At 53.4% G+C, this 24,861-nt stretch carries 19 protein-coding genes and 1 pseudogene; 1 reads left to right on the top strand and 19 read right to left on the bottom strand.

Going from position 1 to position 24,861, the window contains the following annotated elements:
* Positions 1–129 precede the first annotated feature (129 nt).
* The 4 genes from A7E78_RS11215 to A7E78_RS11200 form a co-directional block, all read right to left on the bottom strand.
* Positions 130–1,059 carry a M48 family metallopeptidase gene (locus tag A7E78_RS11215; protein ID WP_072284374.1) on the bottom strand — a complete coding sequence of 310 codons (930 nt, stop codon included), beginning with the start codon at positions 1,057–1,059 and terminating at the stop codon, positions 130–132.
* Entirely contained in the window at positions 1,052–3,964 is a 2,913-nt protein-coding gene (locus A7E78_RS11210) for a DUF2339 domain-containing protein (protein WP_072284373.1), read from the bottom strand. The genes A7E78_RS11215 and A7E78_RS11210 overlap by 8 nt, the downstream gene beginning before the upstream one ends.
* Before the next feature lie 192 nt (positions 3,965–4,156).
* The gene (locus A7E78_RS11205; protein ID WP_201258003.1) at positions 4,157–4,723 is read right to left on the bottom strand and encodes a hypothetical protein; all 567 of its coding nucleotides are present in this window, start codon (positions 4,721–4,723) and stop codon (positions 4,157–4,159) included.
* A 228-nt stretch (positions 4,724–4,951) separates the two neighbouring features.
* The gene (locus A7E78_RS11200) at positions 4,952–5,287 is read right to left on the bottom strand and encodes a TfoX/Sxy family protein (RefSeq protein WP_072284371.1); all 336 of its coding nucleotides are present in this window, start codon (positions 5,285–5,287) and stop codon (positions 4,952–4,954) included.
* 363 nt (positions 5,288–5,650) lie between these two features.
* Between A7E78_RS11200 and A7E78_RS11195 the strand changes: the two genes are divergently transcribed.
* Positions 5,651–6,007 (top strand): hypothetical protein, encoded by a 357-nt coding sequence (locus A7E78_RS11195; protein WP_072284370.1) that lies wholly within the window; start codon positions 5,651–5,653, stop codon positions 6,005–6,007.
* 325 nt (positions 6,008–6,332) lie between these two features.
* Here A7E78_RS11195 and A7E78_RS11190 read toward each other — a convergent pair whose 3' ends face one another.
* The 15 genes and pseudogenes from A7E78_RS11190 to A7E78_RS11115 form a co-directional block, all read right to left on the bottom strand.
* Positions 6,333–7,055: a ZIP family metal transporter gene (locus tag A7E78_RS11190; protein ID WP_072284369.1), complete on the bottom strand. Its 723-nt coding sequence runs from the start codon at positions 7,053–7,055 to the stop codon at positions 6,333–6,335.
* A gap of 83 nt (positions 7,056–7,138) precedes the next feature.
* Positions 7,139–8,416 carry a phospholipase A gene (locus A7E78_RS11185; protein ID WP_072284368.1) on the bottom strand — a complete coding sequence of 426 codons (1,278 nt, stop codon included), beginning with the start codon at positions 8,414–8,416 and terminating at the stop codon, positions 7,139–7,141.
* A gap of 301 nt (positions 8,417–8,717) precedes the next feature.
* On the bottom strand, positions 8,718–9,248 hold the full coding sequence (locus A7E78_RS11180; protein WP_145924896.1) for an OB-fold nucleic acid binding domain-containing protein: 531 nt from the start codon (positions 9,246–9,248) through the stop codon (positions 8,718–8,720).
* A 122-nt stretch (positions 9,249–9,370) separates the two neighbouring features.
* A complete protein-coding gene (locus tag A7E78_RS11175) occupies positions 9,371–9,997 on the bottom strand; it encodes a DUF4145 domain-containing protein (RefSeq protein WP_072284366.1) in 627 nt (208 codons plus the stop codon).
* A 107-nt stretch (positions 9,998–10,104) separates the two neighbouring features.
* Positions 10,105–11,058, bottom strand: a complete 954-nt coding sequence (locus A7E78_RS11170) for a caspase family protein (RefSeq protein ID WP_072284365.1) — start codon at positions 11,056–11,058, stop codon at positions 10,105–10,107.
* A 3-nt stretch (positions 11,059–11,061) separates the two neighbouring features.
* Positions 11,062–11,808, bottom strand: coding sequence for a TIR domain-containing protein (locus A7E78_RS15220; protein ID WP_201258002.1), 747 nt, complete (start codon positions 11,806–11,808; stop codon positions 11,062–11,064).
* Positions 11,809–11,957: 149 nt separating this feature from the next.
* Entirely contained in the window at positions 11,958–12,653 is a 696-nt protein-coding gene (locus A7E78_RS11160; protein WP_072284364.1) for an anaerobic ribonucleoside-triphosphate reductase activating protein, read from the bottom strand.
* A 6-nt stretch (positions 12,654–12,659) separates the two neighbouring features.
* Positions 12,660–14,847, bottom strand: a pseudogene (locus A7E78_RS11150) (ribonucleoside triphosphate reductase).
* A 265-nt stretch (positions 14,848–15,112) separates the two neighbouring features.
* Positions 15,113–15,976 (bottom strand): DMT family transporter, encoded by an 864-nt coding sequence (locus tag A7E78_RS11145; RefSeq protein WP_072284361.1) that lies wholly within the window; start codon positions 15,974–15,976, stop codon positions 15,113–15,115.
* A 324-nt stretch (positions 15,977–16,300) separates the two neighbouring features.
* A complete protein-coding gene (locus A7E78_RS11140; protein WP_072284360.1) occupies positions 16,301–17,194 on the bottom strand; it encodes an ADP-ribose pyrophosphatase in 894 nt (297 codons plus the stop codon).
* A 56-nt stretch (positions 17,195–17,250) separates the two neighbouring features.
* Positions 17,251–17,595, bottom strand: a complete 345-nt coding sequence (locus A7E78_RS11135; RefSeq protein WP_072284359.1) for a hypothetical protein — start codon at positions 17,593–17,595, stop codon at positions 17,251–17,253.
* A gap of 303 nt (positions 17,596–17,898) precedes the next feature.
* A complete protein-coding gene (locus A7E78_RS11130) occupies positions 17,899–20,346 on the bottom strand; it encodes an AAA family ATPase (protein ID WP_072284358.1) in 2,448 nt (815 codons plus the stop codon).
* Between the two features lie 290 nt (positions 20,347–20,636).
* Complete coding sequence (locus A7E78_RS11125; RefSeq protein WP_072284357.1) at positions 20,637–21,917, bottom strand: metallophosphoesterase family protein; 1,281 nt, start codon at positions 21,915–21,917, stop codon at positions 20,637–20,639.
* A 94-nt stretch (positions 21,918–22,011) separates the two neighbouring features.
* Positions 22,012–23,985 carry a putative bifunctional diguanylate cyclase/phosphodiesterase gene (locus A7E78_RS11120; RefSeq protein ID WP_145924895.1) on the bottom strand — a complete coding sequence of 658 codons (1,974 nt, stop codon included), beginning with the start codon at positions 23,983–23,985 and terminating at the stop codon, positions 22,012–22,014.
* A gap of 130 nt (positions 23,986–24,115) precedes the next feature.
* Complete coding sequence (locus A7E78_RS11115) at positions 24,116–24,829, bottom strand: hypothetical protein (protein ID WP_072284355.1); 714 nt, start codon at positions 24,827–24,829, stop codon at positions 24,116–24,118.
* Positions 24,830–24,861 lie beyond the last annotated feature (32 nt).

Genomic DNA, 24,861 nt, shown 5'->3' with positions numbered 1-24,861 from the left:
GAAATGTTTTTCAATGAAGGCGTAGAGAATGCAGACTGGGTGTTTCAGGGGAAGAGACTCCCAGGAAGAAACCCTGGGCCTGCCGTCCGGCTTTGGCCCATAGATTCGCCATGGGAGGGAATAAGCGACCTATCCCCGCGAGTTGTGGCTGCCCGGTTGGCGCCATTCCCCGGGACGTTGACGCCGATAATAACTCTCCCGCAGCTGCAGATTGCCGCTGCCGATATAACGCTTCGCCCCGGGGTGGTTCTGCCACCAGATACGAGCCGCCTGCACATACTTGTCGTGCCGCAGCGCCAAGGGTGGATGGGTCATGAAATAATCTCTAACCGGGTCGGCATGGGATCGCTTTGAGCGGCCTTCCTGGCCGGAATAAGCCTTTAAACTCGCAAAGGCACCCCCGACTGCGGCAGGATCATAGGGGGTCCGCAGGATAAGAGCAAAAGCATAATCGTCAGCTTCATTTTCCTGGGTTTTACTAAAAGCATGGCGGAGCATAACCCCCACCGCAAAGTCGGCCAGCTTGCCCAAGGTCGGGGTTTTCAACTTGTTAAACAGCATCTGAAACTTGACTGCCTCAAAACAGTGACCCCGTTCAACATGCCCCATCTCGTGAGCCAATACGGAGACCAGCTCGGCCTCCGACCCAAGGACCTCCAGCAACCCCTCAGTGACCAAAATCACCCCGCCAGGCAAAGCGCAGGCGTTAGGCACCGAATGCGGCAATAGAAAAACCCGGTACTTGAAAGGTTTTTTTGCAAACTTCGACAACTGGTCGAGGATCTCCTGCAGATATTGACGAGACGCCTCATCGCCTTGTTTGGCTGCGGCGTAACGAACAGCAATGGCCTCGCCAAACTCTTTTTCATCCAGGCTGTCGATGGGAATAATTCGCGTAAAGGCCCGGTCCAGGGACTGTATAGGCCGTCCCAGCACCTGGTAAGTGCGGGTCAAGGTCGATTCTAAAGGCGTCTGCACCTTCTCCCTGGCCAACTGCACCACCAGAGCACCGCCAATGACCAGCAGGGCCAATAGTACGACAAAACGCATCTTAGCCATCGGTCACCCGCCCCTTGAACTGGTTGAACAAGGCATGAATCAGCAGCATAACGATCCCAACCCCCAAAAACACCAGGGCACGGGTCAAGGTGCCTGCATGGGACAAATCGTAAAAAACCAGGCGCAGCAAACAAACGCCGATCACACTCAGGGCAACATAGCGGAAATGATCGGCCCGCAACAACAAGCTGAAAGCGAAAATGACAAAGGCCTCCACCACCCACAACAGGGTCAGAATGGTTAGATCGAAGGTCCAGTAGAGGAAAACGGCAACCGCGGCAAACAGGGGATAAAAGACCCAGGCTCCGATCTGGATGCGGAAAAAATCTGCCGGGCGGGCCAGCCGATGTAACGAGATCGGCCAGGCTATGTCTTGCAACGCCTTGCGGGCGCAGACCAGGTAACCGTAGGGCAGCTGCAGCAGAATGGTTATGGTGGCGGCAAACCAGGCCTGTCGATACCAGAGATCAGAAGGAACCACATAGCTGCTGGTCAAAAACGCCACATAAAAAGCTGCCGCCCAGCTAAACAACAGGGAATAAACCCGCAGCCGGGAAAAATTCTCTTTAAGTAGCCAACCCACCATCAGGCAGAGATAGCCCAGCCCCATCCAACACAGAGGATACCAGAACTCGTTAAGTTCCAGCAGCAGCACAAACACTGTCAATAGAAGGGTCGCTTCGGCATACAGCGGCATCAGGTGCGACCAGTTCCTGTCTCCGGAATCACTCGTCGGCCGCTTCTGCAAAGCCCAGTACATAAGAACCGCCAGACCCAGAAACTCCACCAGCAGCCGCACCGAAACGGTACCCAGATAGGCTTCGGAGGGCACATGCACCATGAAGTAGCGCACGAGAAAGGCCACCACATAAGCGTGACCCACATACAGCAAGTGACAATCGGATTGTCCTAAACGACGCCGACGTATCACTGTGGACAGTTCCAACGCCGCCAGTGAGAGAAGCAACCAGACCACTCCCGGGATAAGTGGCGAATAGGCCCGGCCAAGATCGTAACTGATCAGGAACAGGTTACCGGCCATCAGGTAAATGCCGATCCAGGCATAATGCTTCTGGCGGACACGGTGCCAGGACCAGCGGATAGCGGCGCCGGCCAAAACCAGCAACGGCAGCGCATGGATCGTCTTCAGCCCCCAGGGCAAATGATCGGCCGGAGAAAAATGGATCCAGAATATCCCATGCACCCCCAGTAAAAACAGCAGCAACGCCCCACCACAAGCTTCATCCTGGTTGCGCTCCCGCAGATAAAACAAGGGCACCGCCAGCAGCAGACCATACTCGGCCCAGGACAGAAGATGTAGCTGAAAATAGAGTGCCACCGCCATTATGCCGGCCAGAAATTGCATCACTGGCAGAACCCCCTGATCACGCTGCTCCTTTCGTCCGACCGTACGGTGCAATACTGTACTCGCCAGAGCACACAAGCCCAACCACAAAGCATTACTGTAGCGTTGCGGGTCATCGGCGTGAGGCCAGCTCAGGCAGGTAAGCAGAATCAATATCAGACCGGCCAGTTGCGCCAGCCGGGAGCCGACCTGGAACAGAAGTTCTTCTTCCTCTACTGCAGCAAGGACCGCAAACAGCAACCCGGCAAAAACGACCAGGGAGCAGATCACCACGTAACCGACCTGCCATTGATTCAGTGAAACCAAAGCCAGCACCAGCAACAATTTGGCCACCAGGGTGTCGGTCAAATACAGCCAGCGCACCGGCACACGCCGGGCACATCGGGCGAGGCCGAAGGCCAGAACGCCGCCGCCGGCCAGAAAAAAGGTCTTCCAGAGAGTTCCCTGGGCATAGCAGAGCAAGCCGAAGCCAAAATAAAGCCAATTGAGCAGGTGAACGACAAAGGGCAGTGCCACGAATTCCCGACTTTTATAAACCTGACGATAATGTACCAGTGCCGCCAAAACACCCACCGCAACCACGACCGCCAGACCCAGCAAATCACGGCGTGCATCCTCGACACCACCCAAAGTCCGCACATACCAGGACAGGTGAAACACGAAAAAGCTGGAGATGGTCAACAGCAGATGATAGTCCCACTTATCCCGGTAGGTCAGAGCGATACCGTAAAGGGTCACCAAGGCAGCGATAATCAGGATTAGATGGGTCGGTGGGGCGGCAGCCAGGGCCGCCAGAGACAATACAACGTGTATCGCCGCCACCGCCTGCCGGCCGCCGATGAAACCGAGATAAAGGTTGACGGCGATGCCGAGGCAAAGCAGCACAAGGGCGGCAAGAGGATCGGTCAGCCACTGCAGGGCCGGAAAGCCCCCGGCCCCCAGGCAGGCAAAAAGCAGGATGGCCGACGCACTGCTCCGCAGCCACAGGGCCAATTTAAGCCACTGGGGTTTACTGCGCAAAAAGGTAAAGAGCCCCATCAACAGCGCGGCAAAGGCGATCAACAGCAAAAAACGATGAAAGGGTATCATCTGCAAATAGGCGTAACCGCCGAGAAACGCAACCCCCATCACCATAATCACCGCGCCGAGGATGCCGGTCCAGTTTTCCAGGAACTGGCGCTCGACCTTTTTCCAGAAACTCGGCACGGCAGGCTTTGAATCTGTTTTTGCAGCGTTCGGAACGACATACTTCGGCAATGGGGCAGCCGGTGCGGGTTTCACTTTTTTAGCTGGTTCCCCTTTCTGTGCTGAAGAAACGGAAATCCCGTTCGACTCTATCGTTTCAAAGGCAAAGTCCTCCGCGGCCGTAACCGGAGCCGTCTCGGCATTTGGCACTTGTGGTTTCTCTGCCGACTCGGCGTCCTGTTTAACTAAAGCCTCCAGCTGACTCAGACGCTGGGCAAGAACACGATTCTGTTGTCGCAGAGCATTAAACTGCACCAGCACAAAAACAGCCAAGGCCAAAAATAAAAGCAGCATGTTCCCAAAGCCTCCCGGTTCAACAATTTACTCAATTAGTAGAACACTTATTCTCTCAGCACTCCACCCGTTTCAGAAACAGCCTCCCCTGAACAGTGCCTTCAATGATAGCCCGCACCGGGGTAGAGGAGACTAACCGCCTGCGGTTGTGTCGGCTGGAAGATGACACCAAACAATTGCAATCCCGAGAAGTCAGGGCCCCTCCCCCAGTTTTTTCGCCGCCTTGCTTCCTGCCAACAAAAACACGCCCCAGACAATTGCCAGAACCATCAGCAGCGCACCGCAACCATGGGCCACTTTTGCCAGCGTGTGGTCGTAACGCAGCATCCCCGTTTCCGTCAACAGGTACTCCCAATCATGAAAACCGTAAGGCGACGAGTTTCCGAAATTACCACCGACCAAGGGAAGACGTCCGGCTCGCGCGTCGTTAATGTACGGGGCAATGTCGAGAAAATTCTCTCCGAACCACCACAGACAGACCGCCCCGCCGAAAGGGTCGCGGGTTTTCAGCAACAGTACCGTCATACACAACAGCGGAACAAACAACTGCCCCAGGGTTCCTCCCAATGAGGCCAAGAAACTGCCGAAAGGACGAAAAAACACATGCCCGGCCTCGTGAAAGGGCAGATTCACCAAGTGCAGCCAACTTTCTCCGGCTGCGTTGCCTGCAATGCCGGCCAATACCAGTTTGCCACCCCATATCCCCATGACCAGCAACACCAACCCCATCCAGGGACTGACGGCTTTTTGCCCGATCACTATTCGCCTGAATCGTGCTTTTGAGGATTCCGAAGAGGCCAAATCTTCTGCGCCCTCCTCGAGAGACACTGCTCCCTGCGGAGCGGGTTTCTTGCGAATCTTGGCGAAGATCACCCTGCAGCGAAAGCAGTCTTCCCGGTTCGGCTGATTTTCATATCCACATTTAGGACATTCCATAGTTTGCTTAAGACAGGTAACTTTTAGAGCTCTAAGAATTTACCCGTTCCTTTAATTTTGCCTTTTTTTCTTGCCTGGAATAGCCCAATAACGCTCCGCCCACTTAATCAGTTCTTCCGGTTGCTCAAGAACTTCGGGAGGAATCTCGTAATAGGACATGACCGTTGGTTTGCTCGGATACGGCTTGAAGGGGCGAGACCCGGCTTGCACAAAACCGTCCCGATTCGAATCATCGACCTTCAGGTAGGCAACGTCGTCAGCAACCAGACCGAACATTTTGTCGTCACGATACAGCCCGGCACCACCAAACATCTTGCGAGCGGTGACGTGCCCCCAACGGTTAAACTGATCGAGAAGATAGTTAAGGAATGCATCGGAGACAGGCATGATCGGTGCTCCTAATTCCTGATTGTGATGAATCGGGGTCACTCCCTGCTTTCTTTCACTGCGAGCCGTTCTGGAAATAAAACCAGAATAAAGGAAAGACAAATTAGGTGCAATTAAGTTCTCAAGCCAAGAGAAATACAAGGCCTTTCCCTGATTTTAGCAGACTCAAGCAAAGAGACGCCTTATCTTTTCATAACGCCTTGTCGGCTGCCCTTTTCCTCCAACAGAAAAAAGAGCTTGTTCAATCCCTTTCCATGTGTTAATCGTATTATATGGTTTTTTATATACCTTGACAGGCTGTTGGTTCGGGACGGTTGTCAGGTCAGCGCCGCCTGTTTCCTTCTATCAGGAGTAAATAAACCGATGCAAAATGAAACGATGTTGGATGTCGCTGTTTTCCTTTTCAGGAAGGGCAAGAAGAACTGCGCCGAAGCCGTTGCCGGAGCCTGGCAGCAGGTTTCTGGAAAAGATCTTGAAGTTCAGGAAAACTTGAGCAGGTGTGGTTCCGGCAGGGCTCCGCAGGGATTGTGCGGTGCCATTTATGCCGCCCAGCTCATCTGCGATAAAGACAGAAAAGCAAAGCTTACCCAGCGCTTCGCCGATGCCGCCGGCTCGCTTGGGTGCAGGGAAATACGGGCGATGAGAAAACTTTCCTGTACCGCCTGTGTTGAATTGGCCGCCTCCTTGCTCGAAGAGAACCTGGAGCCGGCGGTCGCCTGAGCGGCCATGCATTTTAAAATCTCGGATGTTGCTTTAGCAAGGTGGTTCTCCTCCCCTCCACCTTGTTCAGCCAACTTTGCACAAAACCCCCGTTCCGAGTGAGCAAAAGCCCTTCAGTTTCTGAAGGGCTTTTGTTTTTCCAGTATGGATCTTGAGTTATAAAACCAGGCTCCCTAACACCTATCTCATTTCAAATATTTGCCAACGTCAGACTTGAACCCTTTTCCCCTTATCGCCTAACGCCGAAGACACCTACTTCGCAAATTTGTCAGCTTTTTTGGAACAAAAAATCGATAGATTTACCAACTTAGCGTGCCTTTACTTGTTAGGGATTATCTACCAACATTGCACTAAAAAGAGCTAGACAGAACCCAAAGACTGCACCAATTGGTGGGGCCCAATGTTTTTCCAACCTAGATTGCGGTGCTATATCTTGAAAGATGAGATAAATAATTCCACCGGACGCAAAGAGCATTATTCCGCCCAGTATGGCCTCATGGCCTGAAAGAAAGAAATACCCAAACAACCCGGCAAGTGGACCTAGCGGAACCAGCAATACCATTATTAATAGTGTTTTTCTTGTACTAACATGGTTTTGTTTTTTTAGTTCTCGGTAGGCATTAAAGCCTTCTGGCAGATTTTGAAGCCCAATCAAAAATGCAAGCAGGGAAGAAAGGGGGGAAGCAACCGCGACCAACCCACCTAGCGCAATAGCTTCTGGCACGTAATCAAGCACCATTCCCATTAATTGCGGTGACTCCCTACGCCTCAAACCTAGAGTTTTCTCTATAACAAAAAACACAACCCCACCGGCCAACATTATAGGTATCGCTAGCATTGAGTTTTCCATACTCAATAGCCCTTGTGGAACCAATACTACAGATACAGCGCCCAGCAATATTCCACCACCAAATGCAATTACGAAATGCCTGAATTCTTTCTCAAGCCAATTCGGCCGAAAATTCTCAACACTGGAGATTGCACCGCCTATTGGGATACATGCCCCAGCAGCACCAGTCAAAAGTATCAATGTGAGTATTTCAGCCATCTTTATTTTTGCCTAACAGGTTAGAGATTTGACAAACCAGGGGCACTCCCCCATTTTACTGTGGTGCCAGTCTGGCTATAGACTTAACGCACAAAAGAAACACCGAGCCGCAGCGATTCAGAACGTTTTTGATAGTTGATCAGGCTTTCAGCCAGGGCATTGGTGTACTGCAGGTGAAAAAAGATATCAAAATTACTCTTTAACAATTTGGAAATCGGGTAGGTCAAATCGGTCTGCACAGACACACCTTTTTCCGCAAATCCCAGCAGGGTTTTTGACACCAGACCACTGGCCTTGCCAAATTTGACCTCAAGCTCGGCATGACCGCGATAATCAGCCAGATCAGGATTAGTGTCGTCATCATTGTCGATATACATCATGAATCTTGGTCTGAGCTGCAAGCCGAGAACCGTTTGCGGGTCGAAAAACACAAAGATCGGCTCGATATAAGCCATGTTGGTGCTGCGCGAGAATTCTTCTCCGCGCCCATTCGATTCATGCTGCACGCCAGCCTGAACAAAAAACCCCTGCAACCAGTCAGGGCGGTTTTTCCAATTACTGGAGAGGAGGAAAAGGCCGGGCTTATAGCTGGTATCCAAAAACGGCGCGGATTCTGACGACAGATCCCAGAACGAAGTTTGTGTGTAGGCGAAGTGCAGACCGCGCAACCAGGGGAAGGTTTGCGAGAGCGAGCCGGCCGGGTTGAAAAGGCGGTATTTGAAACTGATCTGAAACTTGCTTTTTTCCGGATCACTGCCGACCAGGAAAAACATCGGCTCGTAAGCCGAGAGGTTGACGACATAAGGCTGGTAGAGACTGTGCAGGCTTTCCAGGCTCGGGTAATGGTCCTGTTTTTCCTGGCCCTCCTGTTTCTTCTGGTCCTCTTGATTCGTATCAGCCACCTCGACGGCAGCATCCTGCTCCGGTTGCGGCAAAGAGGTTTTCACGCTGAGCAATACGGCCGTTTCCGGGGACTCCGCCAACGCAACCTCCACCGCTCCAAGATAATGGTTCGGAATTTCCAGGCGATAATCCTTGGCAATAAATTCTCCAGGCGCGATCTTCTGTTCAGGGGAGGATTCAATTTCAACCGCGGTCACCAATACGGCCTTCTGTCCATTGTCTTGAAAACGAAGCGCGAGGCTCTGCGGCAACTCTCCCAGAAAATCCGCATCGCTTTCGTTGTGGAAGTAAACCTTCAGTCGCAGCTCTGATCCTGCCTGCACCTGCAGTGACGGGAACCTGAAAAGCGGCGTCAAACCATCCTGAGCCAACGCCGAGGCAGGCAAGAGCAAGAGCAGACCGACAATGATCATGACGGTCTTGCTAGCGCCGTGGAAAGACTTTGCGAGTATCTTCATACTCTTCTTTTCTTCCTGACAATCTCGTCTACAGCTTGATGAGCTCAAGAAGCTCAAAAGCGAATTTCTTGAAAGAACATTTGCACTTGGTCACTTGGGGTCGGACCAAGCCAACCTATTTTCCGGCATCGGTGGGTAATGTACCGCACTTGTCCCGGAACATGTTCTCGGTTTGCTCTCACCATTCTTAGAGTCTCTTTTTTACCTCTAAAAACGTACGTCTAAGCACTTTAGATAGGTATATTTTACCAACTTTGGTTATTTTTTTCGGGGACTTAACTTGGTCCGACCCTAAAACACATTATTTTCTGTCCGGTTGGTTTGACTGTTGGGTTTCTTTATTTACAAGAGAATGCCCTACTAAAACGGGGGATTCATTATGGTGTTCTTTTATTGTTCCTTGGCACAATACTTTTTGCCCCTTTCCCAGGGTGAATCTTATAAATTCGTAATTTTCTGGAAATATGAAAAAAGCCAACTCTCCATAACCTTGTTCATTCTTTATCGTTATGTATATTTGGCCATTGTTGCTTTTTTGAATATCCGTAACGGGGCCGCTCCAAATTACGGTCCTGTCCTTGACTGTTTCTAAAAATTGATCCCTTAACGCAAAGTTATCTTGATAAGATCGAAGTTTTTCAAAGTATTCGGTTAAATTCAGGTCGAGGCTTATTCCACCTTTTGAAAAATCGAAACTTTTCGTTTCGTTTAATGGGATTGTGTTTGACTTTGGGTTGCATGAATAAATTGTTACAACTAGACCTACAATTGAGGCGATAGATCCAATTGCACCTAATTTTTCAATCGTTGACAAGCTTTTGAATTCCTTCATATTTTCTGAAACCTAACGGTTCGTGATAACCGGCGGCTACGAAAAGCTCGCCACCCACCGCAATTTTAGATTTTGCTTTTCAAATTTGGACAGCCGTATTTTCAGTCCGGTTAATTATTTTATTAAGCATTTCCATTTTTAAGAGCGCGTAATTTGCCGAGCAAATTTGTGTATTGATAAAGTGCTTTCATGATTTCCTTTGTTATTTCAATTGCCACATCAAGTTCAATTTCTGTGATTTGGTCGTATTGCTTAGCTTCAATATGAGCAGCGTCATTGCCTAAAAGGCGAAGCTCGTCCATTGCTTCGAGTAGCTCGGCTGGCAAAACGATTTTAGATTCGAGATCTTTTATTTTTGCTTTTAAATTGTTTCCTTTTGCTTTTTTGTCCTCGCACACTTCTTCAAGCGTCCGGCGCACCATGATTGCTGAAGCTATGTAGCAGTTGGCAGCAAGACAATTTAAAGCTTCTTCAAAAGTTTCCTTGATTCGTTTCGGAATGTTTTCAGTGTCAAAGTCCAGTGTGATTGCAGGATAGGAGGCTATAAGCTTGCCTGAGTTCAAGACGACAAATAAGTGACCACTGCAATTAGGATTTGGACATTTTCTTTGGCCGCAAACAAAATTGTTCCCGATGCCGGTATCGCGTTCACCGACATTTTCAAAAACCGCTTCTTTTCCACATTGCGGGCACCTTGCAAGCACCCTTGCAAATGCATGTTTGCCACTGCCAGAAACTTTAAGCTTCATGTCACTTTCCTTTTAAGATGCCTAACGCCAGCCGTAACCGGCGCATTTGGAGTGAGCGTAGCGAACGAAAAATGCGTCCGGGTTTACGATATTGTCAGAGCTTTTTCTTAAATCCGCTCATTTTTCACCAGCTTCCAGTAATGCATTCCGAGCACAGTCAACTTGCATGACTTCGAGTTGATCGCTGCGAAATACATATGCTCTTCATCAACTGGAGTGACTAGATTTACATGGTTCAATTTCTGAAGAACCGCAAACCTCTCAGTGTTTTGGTCCTTCGCTGTATCTTCTTCAGGCTCGAATGTTGGGTCGAGTTGGAATTGGCTAGCGGGATCTGGAAAGAATTCAACCAGCCGTCTTAGATGTTCAAGTTCTATCGGTGCCTGAACTTCTCTGAGGGAAACGAAAGATCTGACATTGGTCTTGAAGATCGGACGCTGCTCACAAGGCCCAAGAGACTGATCAATGTGAGCATAAATGCTCCCAGGCGTAACATCGCCAACTAAGTTCGCCGCACCGCCATTCATCGCATCTACAAGCAACGATGTGAAGACACCACTTCCGTTGGCTTCCATTGCATATTGATCCGCGCTTGAAGCGGTAAGGATTGTCACCCCTTCCGAAAGCATGGCTTGACCACCTGAGTGTTTTGGGGTGCCAGCAATGCCCGAATGACAACAATCGAGAATTACTACTTTGCTACGCGCCTTTGACTGGTTGGCCATGAGTAGAATGTCATCCATTGACAAACCATCGTCACCATCGGCGGTATCTGAAGATACTAAATATCCGCCAGTGCTATCGATGAAGCCATGTCCAGAGAAATAGAAAAGTGCTATTTCGCTATCATCCCTGAACAGCATCTCCAATTGATCTTTGAGAGTCCGCCTTGTAACCATCTGGCTACTGCTCGTTCCGACGACAAGGTTTACCCCAAAGTTAACCGTTCCATCGCTATTTCGCTCCAAAACCGCCTTAACGGCATACGCGTCGTTCACACAACCATATAGCTGCGAGACATTCGTGTAATAGTCAACACCTACTACAAGCGCCTTTCTCATATTCTACCTCCCGCCTCCAACCAACGCCTTTAAATTATCCCAGGTCCATTTGTAGAGCTTGTCGGAGGTTTTAGCAGCTTTTGGCTTTGTGCATGTGTTATTGGCACGCCCTTTCAGTAGAAAGTAAGGAACTCCTTCTTCCTGAGCCAACTTAACCTCAGCAGACACCCCGGTTGCAGTATGCGTGTGCTCTCCGCAAATTACGGCAACTTGATCAACACGCCGCAGCTTCGCTCGGACCTTCTCTTTCCAATCGCCTTGTATATGCTCTTTTACTGACCAATCAGAAATTTCGAATGGCGTATCTTCATTCTTTGACTGCCCTATAAGAAGGGTTTTTAAGTCTGAATCATTGTCGTAATCAAAACTTATGAATACCTTGCTTTTAGCCATGATCTCATTCTCCGTTGAATAACCCACAATTGCGCCAGCTACCAAACCGAACGCAGCCCCTGGAAGCCCAGCAATGCGCGCTCCAAGCGCCGCGCCGCCTATTGCTCCAGGCAATGTACGATTCGTCCTCTTGGCTTGGGATTTATGAATATGGCAATACCGACTGTCGGGACGAGCAGTCTTCTTGCATCTTGAACCATCGCGATTCTTTCCGTTGCAGCGCCTCATTCTGAACAGCTCTAACATTGGTGATAAGTGGAAATTTTTCTGCCATATCAGCCTTATAGCAGACACTATTTTCCACTTATTGAAATATGAAAGGGGTAAAAGTGGAAAACATCCCTCTGATTTTTCCACCTGTAGTTCGTTGTAAGAGTGTTCCGAAAAACACCCACCCAAACTACTCCTCGATTAACCAGTGGTCAATAATTTTTGCTAATCTTTATAATAAAAAATAGGCCGCGGAACCTACCGCGGCCTGTAAAGTGGTGCTCTTTCAACCTGCATCAGAGGCCGCGTATACCGACCTCGTCCACATATTGCCTGGCCACCACGGCCAGGGCTTCAATTTGTTCTGCTGCGTACGGTTCTATGGCCTGGGCGCTTTCATCCAGGGCATGGCGGGGTACGTACTGCTGCAGCATCCAGCGGTCGGCGCCGCGGATCAATTCGCCCAGTTCGTGGATTTCTCCCTCACCGATAAAGTCCGGCACGCAGGTGGTGCGGAATTCACAGTCCACCGGCCCTTCGAGCAACAGCCGTACGCTTTTGGCCAGGTTGTCCGTGGCCACCGGCCCGGTATGCAGTTCGCCGTAGCGGGCCGGTGCGGTCTTTAGGTCGAGAGCTACCAGATCGACCAACCCTTCCCAGATCACCTCTTTGAGAACCTTGGGAGCCAGGCCGTTGGTATCGAGCTTGACCTGCAGGCCCATTTCCTTGACCTGCCGCAGAAAGGGCAACAACTGGGGATCGAGGGTCGGCTCACCGCCGGAGATAACCACCCCGTCGATGAACTTGCGCCGCCGTTGCAGCTCGTCGATCAAATCCTCCTGGGGGAAGTCGGGGACCTGATCGGGGTCGAGAACCAGAACCGGGTTGTGGCAATAGGAGCAAGTCAGATTGCAGCCGCCGAAAAAGACCAGCGCGGCGATATGCCCGGGATAGTCGAGGAGGCTGGTGCCCTGAAAGCCCTTGATAGCCACGATTGATTAGTCCCGCATCTGGCGCTGATCAACGGTGAACTCGCAACGCTCCTTGAATTCTTCTTTTTTACCCTTGTTCCACTGCTGAACGGGGCGAAAGAAACCGCAAACGCGGGAGTAGACTTCAGTGTTGGCATTGCATTTGGTCGCCATGGATAATCCTCCTAAGGGTTTGGAATTTCATTAATATTTTTTCTTACAAATCCGGTCAGGCCGCCTCGCCCTGCTGGCAGGGACAGGAGAAATGCTCGCCGGGAATATAGCCGTGTTCCGGACAGATGGTGAATGTCGGACTGATGGTGAAGAAAGGCAGATGGAAGTTCTCTGCGATGCGCTTCACCAGCAACCGGGCGCTGCGCCAGTCATCGAGCCGCTCGCCGAGGAAACCGTGGAACACGGTGCCGCCGGTATAGAGGGTCTGCAGGTCGTCCTGATGACTGAGAGCCTCGAAGATGTCGTCGGTGGTGCCTACGGGCAACTGAGTCGAGTTGGTGTAGAAGGCGTTGTCCGTACCGGCGGTAACGATTTCCGGGAAGTTCTTGCGGTCGCGGCTGGCCAGACGATAACTGGTGCCTTCGGCAGGAGTCGCCTCCAGGTTAAAGAGGTGACCGGTTTCTTCCTGATAGGCTTCGAGCTGCAGGCGCATGAAGTTCAGGGTGTCCACCGCGAAGGCCTTGCCTTCCTCGGTGTCGATGCCGACGCCAAGCAGGTTGAGGGCGGCCTCGTTCATGCCGATCAGGCCGATGGTGGAGAAATGGTTGCCCCAGAACTGGCCCATGCGCTCGCGGATACCCGCAAGGTAGAAACGGCTGTAGGGGTAGAGCCCTTCTTCGGTAAGGCGCTCCAACTGCTTGCGTTTGATCTCCAGCGACTCGTAGGCCAGGCGCATCAGTTCGGAGATGCGGTTGAAAAAAGCCTTCTTGTCTTCGGCGACATAGGCCGCCCGAGGCAGGTTGAGTGTTACCACGCCGACGGAGCCGGTCAGGGGATTGGAGCCGAACAGACCGCCTCCGCGGCGGCGCAGTTCACGGTTGTCCAACCGCAGCCGGCAGCACATGGAGCGGGCGTCCTCGGGGTCCATATCCGAATTGATGAAGTTGCTGAAAGAGGGGATACCGTACTTGGCGGTCATCTCCCAGATCGGCTGAAAGCGCGGGCTATCCCAATCGAAACCTTCTGTGATGTTATAGGTCGGGATGGGGAAGGAAAAGATCCGTCCCGAGTGGTCTCCGGCCATCATGACTTCACAGAAGGCGCGGTTGAAGAGGTCCATCTCCTCCTGGAAGTCACCGTAGCAATCCTCCATCAATTCACCGCCGCAGATCACGGCCTCGTCGGCCATGTTGCGCGGCGGCATCATGTCGAGGGTGATGTTGGAAAAGGGGGTCTGGAAGCCGACCCGGGTCGGGACGTTCATATTGAAGATGAACTCCTGCACCGACTGCTTGACTTCCTGGTAAGACAGGTTGTCGTAGCGGATAAAGGGCGCCAGCAAGGTATCGAAGCTGGCGAAAGCCTGAGCTCCGGCCGCTTCGCCCTGCAGGGTGTAGAAAAAGTTGACGGCCTGGCCCAGGGCGGTGCGGAAATGACGGGGCGGTCCGCTCTCGATCTTGCCGTAAGCACCGGTGAAACCTTTCAGCAACAGGTCCTTGAGATCCCAACCGCAGCAATAGACGGCCAGGGTGCCGAGATCGTGAATATGAAAATCGCCTGCCCGATGGGCCTCGGCGATATAAGACGGATAAATCTTGTTCAACCAGTAGTTGCTGGTGATATTGGCGGCGATGTGATTGTTCAGGCCCTGCAGGGAGTAGCCCATGTTGGCGTTTTCGTTGACTCGCCAGTCTTCCTGGGTAAGGTAGGAATCGACCGCTTCCGTCGATTGCTTGATAAATTCCTTGGTCTGTCGCAGGGATTCGTGCTGTTTACGGTAGAGGATGTAAGCCTTGGCAGTCTTGGCGTGACCCTTTTCGATCAGGATCTTTTCTACCAAATCCTGCACATTTTCAACTGTGGGCACACGGCCGTCTTTATAAATGACCTCGAGAATACCGCAAACCTCTGCGGCGATCTGACTGGCCTTGTCCATGTCGGAACCCTGCACCGCACGAACAGTCTTCTGAATAGCCTCAGCAATTTTGTCTTGCTCAAAGGGGACCAGGCGGCCGTCCCGCTTACGAATGAACTCCAGCATCTTCACACCCTCCAATTGATAATTTCAACACCATGGCAATGTAGCACAGCTTATAACCCTGTCAAGGCGAAATCCACCATATCTGGTGAAAAAATACGGGGCAATGCACTAGATATTGTGTACACCTTGGGGGAAAGGCTGTGTATGAATAGTGGAGAGAAAGGCTCAATCCAAGTGATTAAGGGGTCTTATCGCGAACGTGCCGAACATTAGAAAGAGGAGCAGGAAAGCCCTCGTGGGAAGAGAAAAAAATACGAAGGCTGAATTATTTCATCAGCCAGATAGACAACACGGTCAAGGCAATGGCCAACAGTTGCTGGCGGGTAACACGCTCTCGGTAAATCAGGAAGGACAGCAGCACCGCCATAATGAAATACATGCCGACCAACGGCGCGATGATCGCCAGCGGCCCGCTGGCAAGAGCCCGGAGCAAAGCATAGAAACCGAAAAAATTGGTCACCCCCATGGCCATGCCGATAAACAGGGCCGGACGGGTACGCTGCCCGGCCCGCTGAGGCAGCATGCGTTTTTTAACCGCAACGACCAGCAGGGTGCTCATGGTATAGGACACCGCCATAAAACCGAAAGTGTCGACCTGCACGGCAGCGAACTTGCTGGAAACGGTCGAAGCCGCACCGCCGGCGATAGCCAACAGGGCCAGCAGCAAGCCTCTTCGGGCATGACCCGGAGAAGTTGCAGCAACAGCACCTCCGCGGCTGCGGGCGAGCAGCACGATGACCGCCAGCGCCAGCAACACACCGCACCCCTGGCGCAGATTTAAACGGTCTCCAAAATAGGCCAGGGAAAAGAGCACCGACAGCACAGTGCTGAGGCGGGTCAGGGGATAAACGGTTCCTGCGGGCAAGGCCTTAAGGGCCTCAATGGTCGCCAGAGTGCCGGTAAGAAAGCCGAGGCTGTTGACCAGGGAGATGATCAGCAAGGGGCCTAGATGGGTGACGGCAGCGGCTCTGGGCAGATAGGCGCACCAGCTCAGCAAGGCCACGGTAGCCATGAAGGCGAAGGTCGTCACCGCCGAATTGCAGCGCATTTCGGCAGAGACTTTATAGAGAAAGCGCTGCAGGCCGAGGACAACCAGGGCGGTGAGCGCCAGCAGATACCAGTGGGTCATGACAAAACACCCGACAGCGAACTAGTTTTCATCCGGAAACGGCTCTGTGTCCACCCATAGTTTCCGGATGGACACGAACTAACGCCGCTTTGCTGCAAAGACTAAAAAAGGCCACGGCAGCCGCCGCGGCCCCAAAGAAATTAGAGAAAAGAGCCTCGAGCGTCCCGTAGGGTTGGTAATGTCGATGGATTCTGAGGCATTTTCGGCTATGCCAAGGCGTCGCCAACGATGGCCTAGCCACGCGCTAAGTCAAGTTGGCGCAACGCAGGCAGAGCCGAAAAGGACCGGAATCAGAAGACAGAACCAGCCGTACGTGGCGCTTCATCAATAATAACTAGCTAGAACCTCGAGAAACTTGGCCGGCAGAGCATCGGGCTGACGCTTGTAGAGCATGCCCAAAGCGCACACCACAAAATAGCCGTGGCTGGCATAGAGCTTTTTCAGGCTGCGCTCGGTGAGGGGCAGCCAGGTGACGGACAGGGCATCGCTGCCCGCTTCCGGTTCGAGTTCTTTGGCCTGTTCACCCGTCAGATGCAGGTGTTTGACCGTCGATTCGATCCAGGCGTTATCGGTACTGCGGCGGTCATCGACAAAACCCTGATAGACCAGATGGGCATCGCTGAGATCGAGGTCGACACCGGTCTCTTCTTTCAGCTCACGCCGGAGGGTGCCGGAAACCGCTTCGCCCTTATCGACCATGCCGCCAGGGATGGCCCACTGACCGTTGTCCTTGCGTTGAATGGCGAGCATCTCTACATCGCCGAAGCGCTCGTTGACCCGGGTGATGATCGGATCGGCGGCATAATTGGGCCCCCACTTGCCAAGCAGACCGCGACCGGTCATGCCACAGCGGCCCCGAGGGTTGAGAGGCCGGCCCTGCTCGTCGAGCTGAATCGGTCCTTCAAAGGACTCGGTCGGCAGTTCTGCCAGGCTGACGTCTTCCGGATCAGCCCAGCCGTCGGCCTTTTTCAGGCAATCGTTGTCCAACACCACCGGCGCCACAAAATATTTCGGAGCATAGGCGGGGTAGTCCACCTCCCAGGGCGTATTTTCATCGGCGACGTTGAAGCGGCGGGGATATTCGGGGGGCCACTCAAAGCGAGCCCGGTACGATTCGACATAAACTTCGACATCACCCTGCAGCCAGCTGCTGGCAAGATCGACAGTCGGCTTCACGCCTAACAAGCTCCAGCCGGTATTCTGATCGTTATTTTCCATTGCTAACAATCTCCCATATCCAGAGAAACAAAGGGGCTGTACAGACAGCCAAAGGATCAACCAAGAGCGGCCTCTATCTTGGCCCGATCATCAGCATCCGGAGTCCAGATAAAGTCATTCTTGTAGCCCTCTTCGGCGATCTTGTCGCGGTAGCGGGTCGCTTCGATCATTTTTTCCTCGCTGACCATGCCCTTGTCATCAAAAAAGACATACTGGCCAAAGACCTCCTGAACCGCAGGGGTCTGACTGCGATCGAGCATCGCGCCGGCCACTTTGAGACAACGACCGGCGTACTCGGGAAGGGGCTCTAAATGATCGACCGCCTTGTCTAAAGCCGCCTTGTCCAAAGGTGTAACGGTGCCGTCCTCGGCAAAAACAAAAAGACAGATTTCCAGTTCCATGGTTATCCTCTCCATAGGTGAATTGACACCCGACCAATGGATGGCAGGTGCGGACTCTTTTATAGCCGAGCCGGGCGTGAACTGCAAGGGGTAGAGCTAAAAACCTGGTCTCACGCGAAGTCGCGAAGTGACCCAAGGCTAAAACCCAGAAACCACTGCCTCACGCGGAGCCGCGAAGACCGCGGAGTAACTCAAAACCAAAACCCGATAATCTTTGTCTCACGCAAAGCCGCAAAGACGCCAAGGAGGTCAAAACCATTGTATTTCTGGTTGGTTTTCCTTTGCGGCTTCGCGTGCAAAAAATCAGCTAGGCTCCCCCAGCTCGACGATCTGGTCGGTGATTTCGGTAAAAGCCACATCGTGACTGACCAAAAACAGCTGGTCGTACCAGTGTTCGGTGACCTCTTCACGGCCCACATCGATGGCCCGAAAGGCCCGGGCCAGGTTCTCCCGGCGGGAGGCGTCGAGGTTCGAAGTCGGCTCGTCGAAAAAGGCCAGACGCGCGCCGATGGTCTGCAGCAGCGCCAGGCGCAAAGCGACCACGGCACTCATCATCTGACCGCCCGAGAGCTGATCATCGGTTCGTTCCCGCAACTGGCCATCGGCCAGATCCCGCAGCACCACCTGATAATGGCTACCCCAGATCAGTTCTTCATCCCCCTCGGCAATGGTCCGGTAAATACGATCGGCCCGCTGGCTGATTTCTTCGCGAAAGCGTTCGGAAAGTCGAGCAGAGACATTCTTGAACACGCGATTACGCAGATACTTGACTAATTTTTCCTGCGCCTCAAAACGCTTCTTTTGCACCAGCCGGGAGGCAATTTCCTGTTCGATCTGCTTTAGTCGGACGATCTCCCCGGTGAGGCGCTGAAGATCCTTATCCAAGTCCTGCAGACGTTGTTCCAACGCCGCGGAAGCGGCCACCAGGCCTTCCCTTTGCTGCCGGACGATTTGATGCTGATCGACGTCGTAGGCCTTCTGGCAGACATTGAGGGTTTCCGCTGCAAGTTCCCGGTCCTTTTTTAACGAAGAGAGGGCCTGCTGCCACTTTTCCAGGATCTGATGGCGAGAAACCAGCTCACCGGCGTCCTTGGCATGGGCATGCCAGGCATCCCGTGCGGCCTGAGAAGCGGCGCGCTCCTGTTCGGTCCGACTTAAAGTCGCTTCCAGGTCGGCATAGACCTTGTGCGATTCCCTGGCCGCAGTCAATCGGGATTCGGCCGCAGCCAAATCGCTCTGCAGTCCGGTCAGGCCGGCAGTCCGCTCGACGGTTTTCTGCCGACGTCCATCCAACTGCTGTTGCTGTTTGTCCAGCTCTCCAGCCCGCACCACCAATCCCTGCAGCCCTTGTCGGGATTGCTCTGATTCAAGTATCTCCTGTCCAAGAATTTCGATGCGACTGTCCAGTTGCGCCGCCTGTTCATCGAGATCGGCAATCTTGTGACTGAAAACGTCTCGCGGCTGTTCACCGGCAATGTTGCCGCAGGGTTCGGCAAAAAAAGGACAGATCCCTTCACTGAGCTTGTCCTGTCCCTCGACCAGCGCTGCCCGGCGACCGTTGAGCAAACCACGCTCGCTCCTGAGGGCTTCGCCTTTCCGGCGCAAGTCGGGCAGGCGGTCTGCGACCTCCTGCAATCGGGGATCGGGTTTCAGCTCCTGGCGGGCGGCATCCAGACGGATCTGCTCCGCGGCCAGCTCCGTCTCGGATTTTTTCACTTCGTCCTTCTCATGGAGCAACTTCTGTTGCAGGGTCTGACTGTCTTTTTCCAGGCGCCCGATCTCACGCTCCAGCTCACGGCACTGCCGCTCTAGCTCGCGCAAGTCTTTAAGCTTCTGCTCAGCCTTTTCAAATGCATCTTTACCGGCCCTGTTCTTTTCAAGCTCCCGTTGGGCCTGGTGAGCCTGCTCAACTCGAAGTTTTTGCTCGGCAACCTTTTCCTCGCCATTCTGAATACGGAGATCGAATTCCTGCACCTTGCCGGTCGCCTCCCGCAGAGACTTTTCCAGTTTATCCTGCTCTGCAAGTCGCCGAGTCGCCTCGGTCAACAACTCCTGTTTTTCTTTCAGAACAAGACGCTGGCCGGCAAGCAGCTCCTGCAATTCAAGATGTTCTTTTTCCCGCTCCGGCAGCAGGACGACCTGTTCCTGGCGGGCTTCCACCTCGGCGTTCAATACCTCGATACGATTCTGTACCGCCGACAATAAACCGCTGGTTCCCTTGAAGGTCTTACGCCAGGCGTCGATACCGAGGATTTCATCGAAAGCCTCCTGCCGCTTGGTCGCCTGCTTGATGACAAAGGGACCGAGAAAGTCATTTTGGAAGGGCCCGATGAGCAGCTTGAACTGTTCGGCCAGCGGCCGGCCGTTGGCCAACCCCAACAGTTCGGCCAGGCGGACTTCCGTCTCCCGGATATTGGCGTGTTCCTCTACCTCGAAATCATCTCCGAGCTGGCGGGCCAGCAACCATTTAACGCCACCGCCGACGGTGCGGGTCACCCGCCAGCTGCTGCCATCATCGATGCGAAAAGATACCGCCACCTCACCCCGTTTGGCACCGATGGACAGAAAACGCTCGACATTGGTGACAAAATCCCGCGCGTCCACACCGAACAAGGCATAGCCGATCGCCTCGAAGACCGTACTCTTGCCGACCCCGTTGGGCCCGGACAGCACATTGATACCGGCGGCGAAATCAAGGGTCGTGTCCCGGTGGGATTTGATGTTTTTCAGATGGATGGAGAGAATTTGCATTGATGTCTTTCGCCAGGAAATTCCGGGGGAAATCCCTGATTAAACTCCGAACTTAAATCAAAAGCGCTTCTCTCACGCGGAGCCGCGAAGAGCGCGAAGAAATGCTTGTTGACCTTTAAAGCCCATGTCTCACGCCACGCCGCAATGAACGCAACGTAAAATCAGAAATCGAACAACACCGGCTTTTGATTTTCCCCTATAAGCAGGGTTTGGCTTTGCGTGGCGACGTTGCGTCGTGGCGTGAGGCCGATTTTGATTGTCTTCGCGTCCTCCGCGACTCCGCGTGAAAATCAGCTTTTGCCTTCAATCTTCTCACTGCGCTCCAGCAGCGCCAACAGTTCATCGTCCTCCACCTCGCCACGCAACACCAGATCGCGAATGGCCAGGGAAAGCTCGACCAGCTCATCAGGGCGCTCCTTGTAATCGCTGCTGGCCTCGATCAGTTCCCGCAAAACCTCCTGTTCGATATCCGCCAGACTTTTACCGGAGCTCTCCTCAGCGCTGCCGCGGCTGACAAGGGATAACTGGTTGCGAATTTCCACATGCAGCGGCTGACAGACTTCGTCCAGCACCGTCCGGAGTTGTTCCCGGCTCAGCTCGAAGGGATGAAAAGCCACTTTGCCCTTAAGCTTGAGATCGATGAGAGGCCGGCGATGTTCACCAGCCCTCTCGGAAAGGCTCCCCAGCACAGCCGTCAGATGGTCGCGAAAGATTCCCAGAGCCTGCTCCGCATCGCTCGCTCCATCCAGGTCGACCACCACCGCCTGCATGGGCCGCGGGTCCGTGGAACGGAATTCGTGGTCAAACCGCTCCTTTTCCATGTTTACCAGGTAATAACCTTTTTCGTACTTCTGCTCGCCGAAATTGACCCTCTCGGGAGAACCGGGATTAAAACCGTAGGGTCGCCCCTCCGGGGTTTCCACGATGTAAGGCTTATGCCCGTGTCCAAGGGCCAGGTACTCGAAGCGTTCGGCCAAAGGCAGGGATTCTTCCGGCTTCATGTTGCCGATCTCTACCGGCGAAAAGCTCCAGATGCCGACATGAAACAACAACAGGTTGTGGTCGGTGGTTACCGCCTCGCAGATTCGCTCCACATGGTTGCCGGCCTGAGCTCCGACATAACCGAGGCCGTAGATATTCAGGTCACCGACAAGCAGATGCCCTCCCACGCCCTGTTCTTCGTCGAAGGGAACAAAATGATAACCGCCCTCTTCGGTACGAGAGGGCCGCAACAGTCGCAGATACCCCATCTGCGACAGAGCCTCCATCCAGGAGATGCTGTCCCGGCGGTGAATCCAGTCGTGGTTGCCTTCGACGGCGATACAGGGAATGTTTGCATCTTTGAGGGGCTGCAGAGTTTCGATGGTGCGGGCAAAGGTTTGCGGCAAAATCTGACCGGTGTGAAACAGGTCGCCGGCAATCAACACAAAATCGACCTGCTCAGCCAGGGCGTCGGCAACAATGGCCGCTAGAGTGCGGAAAAAATCATTGTAACGGGCCGCTTCGCCACTGGAGTGACGATAGGTTTTACCCAGGTGAATATCGGCAGTGTGGATAAAGCGCACAGCCATAGGCCGGAACTCCGTCGCATTAAGTGAACAATCGGGGGCAAAACAAGGAATGGCGACCCGCCCGGCAACAACCGAAGCAGCCGCCGGACAAAGATTATTTTTCAGACGCTACAGGTGGTGGTGCCGAGGAGGAAACAAAACTGCGTTCAAAGAGGGTCGAGACCTCGTTGGCAGGAAGGGGCTTGCTGAACAAAAATCCCTGCACTTGAGCACAATTCATCCGCTGCAAAAAATCCAACTGTTCTTCCGTCTCGACCCCTTCGGCGACAACTCCCAGGCCCATGGTCCGTCCCAGAGCAATAACCGAACTGGTCAGGGCGGCATCGTTGGCGTTGCTGGTGACCTCACGGATAAAGGAGCGATCGATCTTCAGCTTGGACAGTGGCAGTCGCTGCAAACTGCTGAGCGAAGAATAGCCGGTGCCGAAGTCGTCCATGGCCAGGGAAATGCCCCGCTGCTGAAAGATATTCAGAATCCGCACGGCTTCCTGGACATTGTCCATGACCGCACTTTCGGTGATTTCAAGTTCCAGCAACTGTGGATCGAAGCCGCTCTCATCAAGAATGCCCTCTACCATGTCAACAAAATCGGGCTGTCGAACCTGCCAGGTCGATATATTCACCGCTACCCGCACCGGCGGCATTCCGGACTGCTGCCACTTCCGGCCCTGAATACAGGCAGCCCGTAGCACCCATTCGCCTATGGGAACGATCAGACCCGTCTCTTCGGCCAACGGAATAAAGGCCCCCGGCGAAATCATTCCACGCTGACCATGCTGCCAGCGCACCAATGCCTCCACCCCGACCAGCCGTCCGGACTCCAGGTCGATCTGGGGCTGATAGTGCAACAGCAGTTCATGGCGATCAACGGCCTGACGCAGATCGTTTTCCAAAAACAGCCGTTCTTCGACCAGGTCGTCATCTTCGGCGGAAAAGAAACTGAAGCAGGCACCGCCTTTGTTTTTGGCCTGATACATGGCCCGGTCGGCCTGACGCATCAGACTGCTGACATCCTCGCCGTTATTGGGATACAGGCTGATGCCGATGCTGGCAGTGAGAAACAGCTGGTGTTCCCGCAGACTGATCGGCTGCACCAGAAGAGAAAGGACTTTTTTCGCCACCGTGGCCACATCCGCCTGGGAGGCAACATTTTCCTGCACAATGACGAACTCGTCGCCACCGATACGGGCCAGGGTATCGACCTCACGCAGTCCATTGCGCAGCTGGCAGGCGACCTTCCACAACACCTGGTCGCCCACATCGTGCCCAAGGGAATCATTGAAGTTTTTGAAGCGGTCAAGGTCGATGACTAGCAGGGCGAGCTGACTGCCAAACCGCCGGGCCCGGGCCAGGGCATGTTCCAAACGGTCCTGAAACAACGCCCGGTTCGGCAGATCGGTCAAGGTATCGTGATAGGCCAGATAGTTGAGGCGGGCTTCGTTCTGGCGCAAGGTTTTTTCAGCCTGCACCCGGTCACTGATATCAACGATACTACCGCGAATGCCGGTCACTTGCCCCTGCAAAACCATGGCATCGGCGGAGATAAGGGCAGGCAGAATCGAACCGTCCTTTTTGCGCACGGTAAACTGACTGTTGATCAGTCGCTGGCCGCTTAATACCTTTTGAAAAACCTCCTGCAGACGTTCTCCGTCTTCAACGGCAAAGAGTTGCGATAACATCAGGCCGCTGTCCAGATCCCCAGCGCTATAACCGCTCAGATCGAGAGCACAACGGTTCCAGAAAACCACCTTGCCGACACGATCCGTTTCAAAGACGCTCTGCGGCAGCAGATCAACCGTTTCGCGAAAACGCTTTTCGCTCTCTTCCAGAGCACTAACCGCCTTATGCCTTCGTTTGACCTCCTGATGCAAAGCCTGTCTGCTACGATGGCCACGGCGCAGAATAGACAGGAACAGAGCCACCACCAGAACCAATAGTGCCGTAACCAACCAGACCAACAAGCGATAATGGTCGAGATCCTGTTGCCCATTCGCAGCGCTGACCGGCAAAACAGCCGCCAGCGACAGGCCGAATACAAACAACATCCCTATGAATTTAGCTCGTATCACCTTTGCTACCACCTACTCCGTCTGGCAGACAATTTCTGGATGGCGACGTTACCGACAATAAAACTTCTGTGCTGCCCTTTCTCCAGACCGGGTCAAGCACCAGTTTTACAAAGTGTCTCTGCGAAAAAGCCTAGGGCAAGTCGAGACCGGTGCGGCAAGAGGGGCAGCGTACCCGCTTACCGGACAGTTTTTCCGGATAGGCCAGCTTGTAATTGCAAGACAGGCAGCGCACCATGCTGACGCCGGGACGGGCAGGGTCCCCCTCCAGACTAACCACCCCTGAGGGGGCCTTTTCAGGCTCGAGCTCAGGCTCGGCAGCAGCGGGAACAACTGTCTCTTCAACAGGAGCCGGGGCTTCTTCCGGCTCGCCGAAGGAAAAGGTATCATTGTCCATAGTCGATGACTCTTCGACAGCTGCGTCGAGTTCATTCGGGTCATCGGCAAAGGTCTGGTCAAAAGAAAAATCGGTGTCGCTGTCGGCCGTGCCACGATCCTCTTCCGCATTCGCTTCCGCCAGGGATGCGGCTGCACGGCTCAGAACATCTTCTTCCTCAGGCTGTTCTTCGATCAAATCCGGCTCTTCAGGAGGGGCTTGCTCTGTTTTGATTGTTGCCGGGACTTCTTTGGCCGGGGCAACGGACAGGGGGTTGGGCTCTGCAATGGATCTTACCTCTTCACGAATCCGCTCCAGTCGCTCGTTGAGTCGAGCGACTTCACGTTCAATACGTGAAGTACGACGCAATACCCGCCAAAACAGCAGAAACAGAAGCAGAAACACTGCTGCTGCGGCCAGCAACCGGTGGTCCAGGGTTGTTATGAAGTTCAAAATCTCCTCTTGGTTCATCTTCGCCTCCTTGCAAAAAGCTTTTCAGAGAT

Source organism: Syntrophotalea acetylenivorans (assembly GCF_001887775.1).
In the GTDB taxonomy this organism is placed as follows: Bacteria; Desulfobacterota; Desulfuromonadia; order Desulfuromonadales; family Syntrophotaleaceae; genus Syntrophotalea_A; species Syntrophotalea_A acetylenivorans.
Note: the sequence above shows the minus strand (reverse complement) of the source record. Positions and strands in the feature narration are given on the sequence as shown.

What these genes read in the sequence shown, in the direction of transcription:
- A7E78_RS11130 (WP_072284358.1), bottom strand. Translation starts at nt 20,346, where the DNA reads ATGCAAATTCTCTCCATCCATCTGAAAAACATCAAATCCCACCGGGAC.
- A7E78_RS11190 (WP_072284369.1), bottom strand. Translation starts at nt 7,055, where the DNA reads ATGGCTGAAATACTCACATTGATACTTTTGACTGGTGCTGCTGGGGCA.
- A7E78_RS11135 (WP_072284359.1), bottom strand. Translation starts at nt 17,595, where the DNA reads ATGGAACTGGAAATCTGTCTTTTTGTTTTTGCCGAGGACGGCACCGTT.
- A7E78_RS11115 (WP_072284355.1), bottom strand. Translation starts at nt 24,829, where the DNA reads ATGAACCAAGAGGAGATTTTGAACTTCATAACAACCCTGGACCACCGG.
- A7E78_RS11125 (WP_072284357.1), bottom strand. Translation starts at nt 21,917, where the DNA reads ATGGCTGTGCGCTTTATCCACACTGCCGATATTCACCTGGGTAAAACC.
- A7E78_RS11200 (WP_072284371.1), bottom strand. Translation starts at nt 5,287, where the DNA reads ATGCCTGTCTCCGATGCATTCCTTAACTATCTTCTCGATCAGTTTAAC.
- A7E78_RS11180 (WP_145924896.1), bottom strand. Translation starts at nt 9,248, where the DNA reads ATGAAGGAATTCAAAAGCTTGTCAACGATTGAAAAATTAGGTGCAATT.
- A7E78_RS11195 (WP_072284370.1), top strand. Translation starts at nt 5,651, where the DNA reads ATGCAAAATGAAACGATGTTGGATGTCGCTGTTTTCCTTTTCAGGAAG.
- A7E78_RS11170 (WP_072284365.1), bottom strand. Translation starts at nt 11,058, where the DNA reads ATGAGAAAGGCGCTTGTAGTAGGTGTTGACTATTACACGAATGTCTCG.
- A7E78_RS11185 (WP_072284368.1), bottom strand. Translation starts at nt 8,416, where the DNA reads ATGAAGATACTCGCAAAGTCTTTCCACGGCGCTAGCAAGACCGTCATG.
- A7E78_RS11140 (WP_072284360.1), bottom strand. Translation starts at nt 17,194, where the DNA reads ATGGAAAATAACGATCAGAATACCGGCTGGAGCTTGTTAGGCGTGAAG.
- A7E78_RS11145 (WP_072284361.1), bottom strand. Translation starts at nt 15,976, where the DNA reads ATGACCCACTGGTATCTGCTGGCGCTCACCGCCCTGGTTGTCCTCGGC.
- A7E78_RS11175 (WP_072284366.1), bottom strand. Translation starts at nt 9,997, where the DNA reads ATGAAGCTTAAAGTTTCTGGCAGTGGCAAACATGCATTTGCAAGGGTG.
- A7E78_RS11210 (WP_072284373.1), bottom strand. Translation starts at nt 3,964, where the DNA reads ATGCTGCTTTTATTTTTGGCCTTGGCTGTTTTTGTGCTGGTGCAGTTT.
- A7E78_RS11215 (WP_072284374.1), bottom strand. Translation starts at nt 1,059, where the DNA reads ATGGCTAAGATGCGTTTTGTCGTACTATTGGCCCTGCTGGTCATTGGC.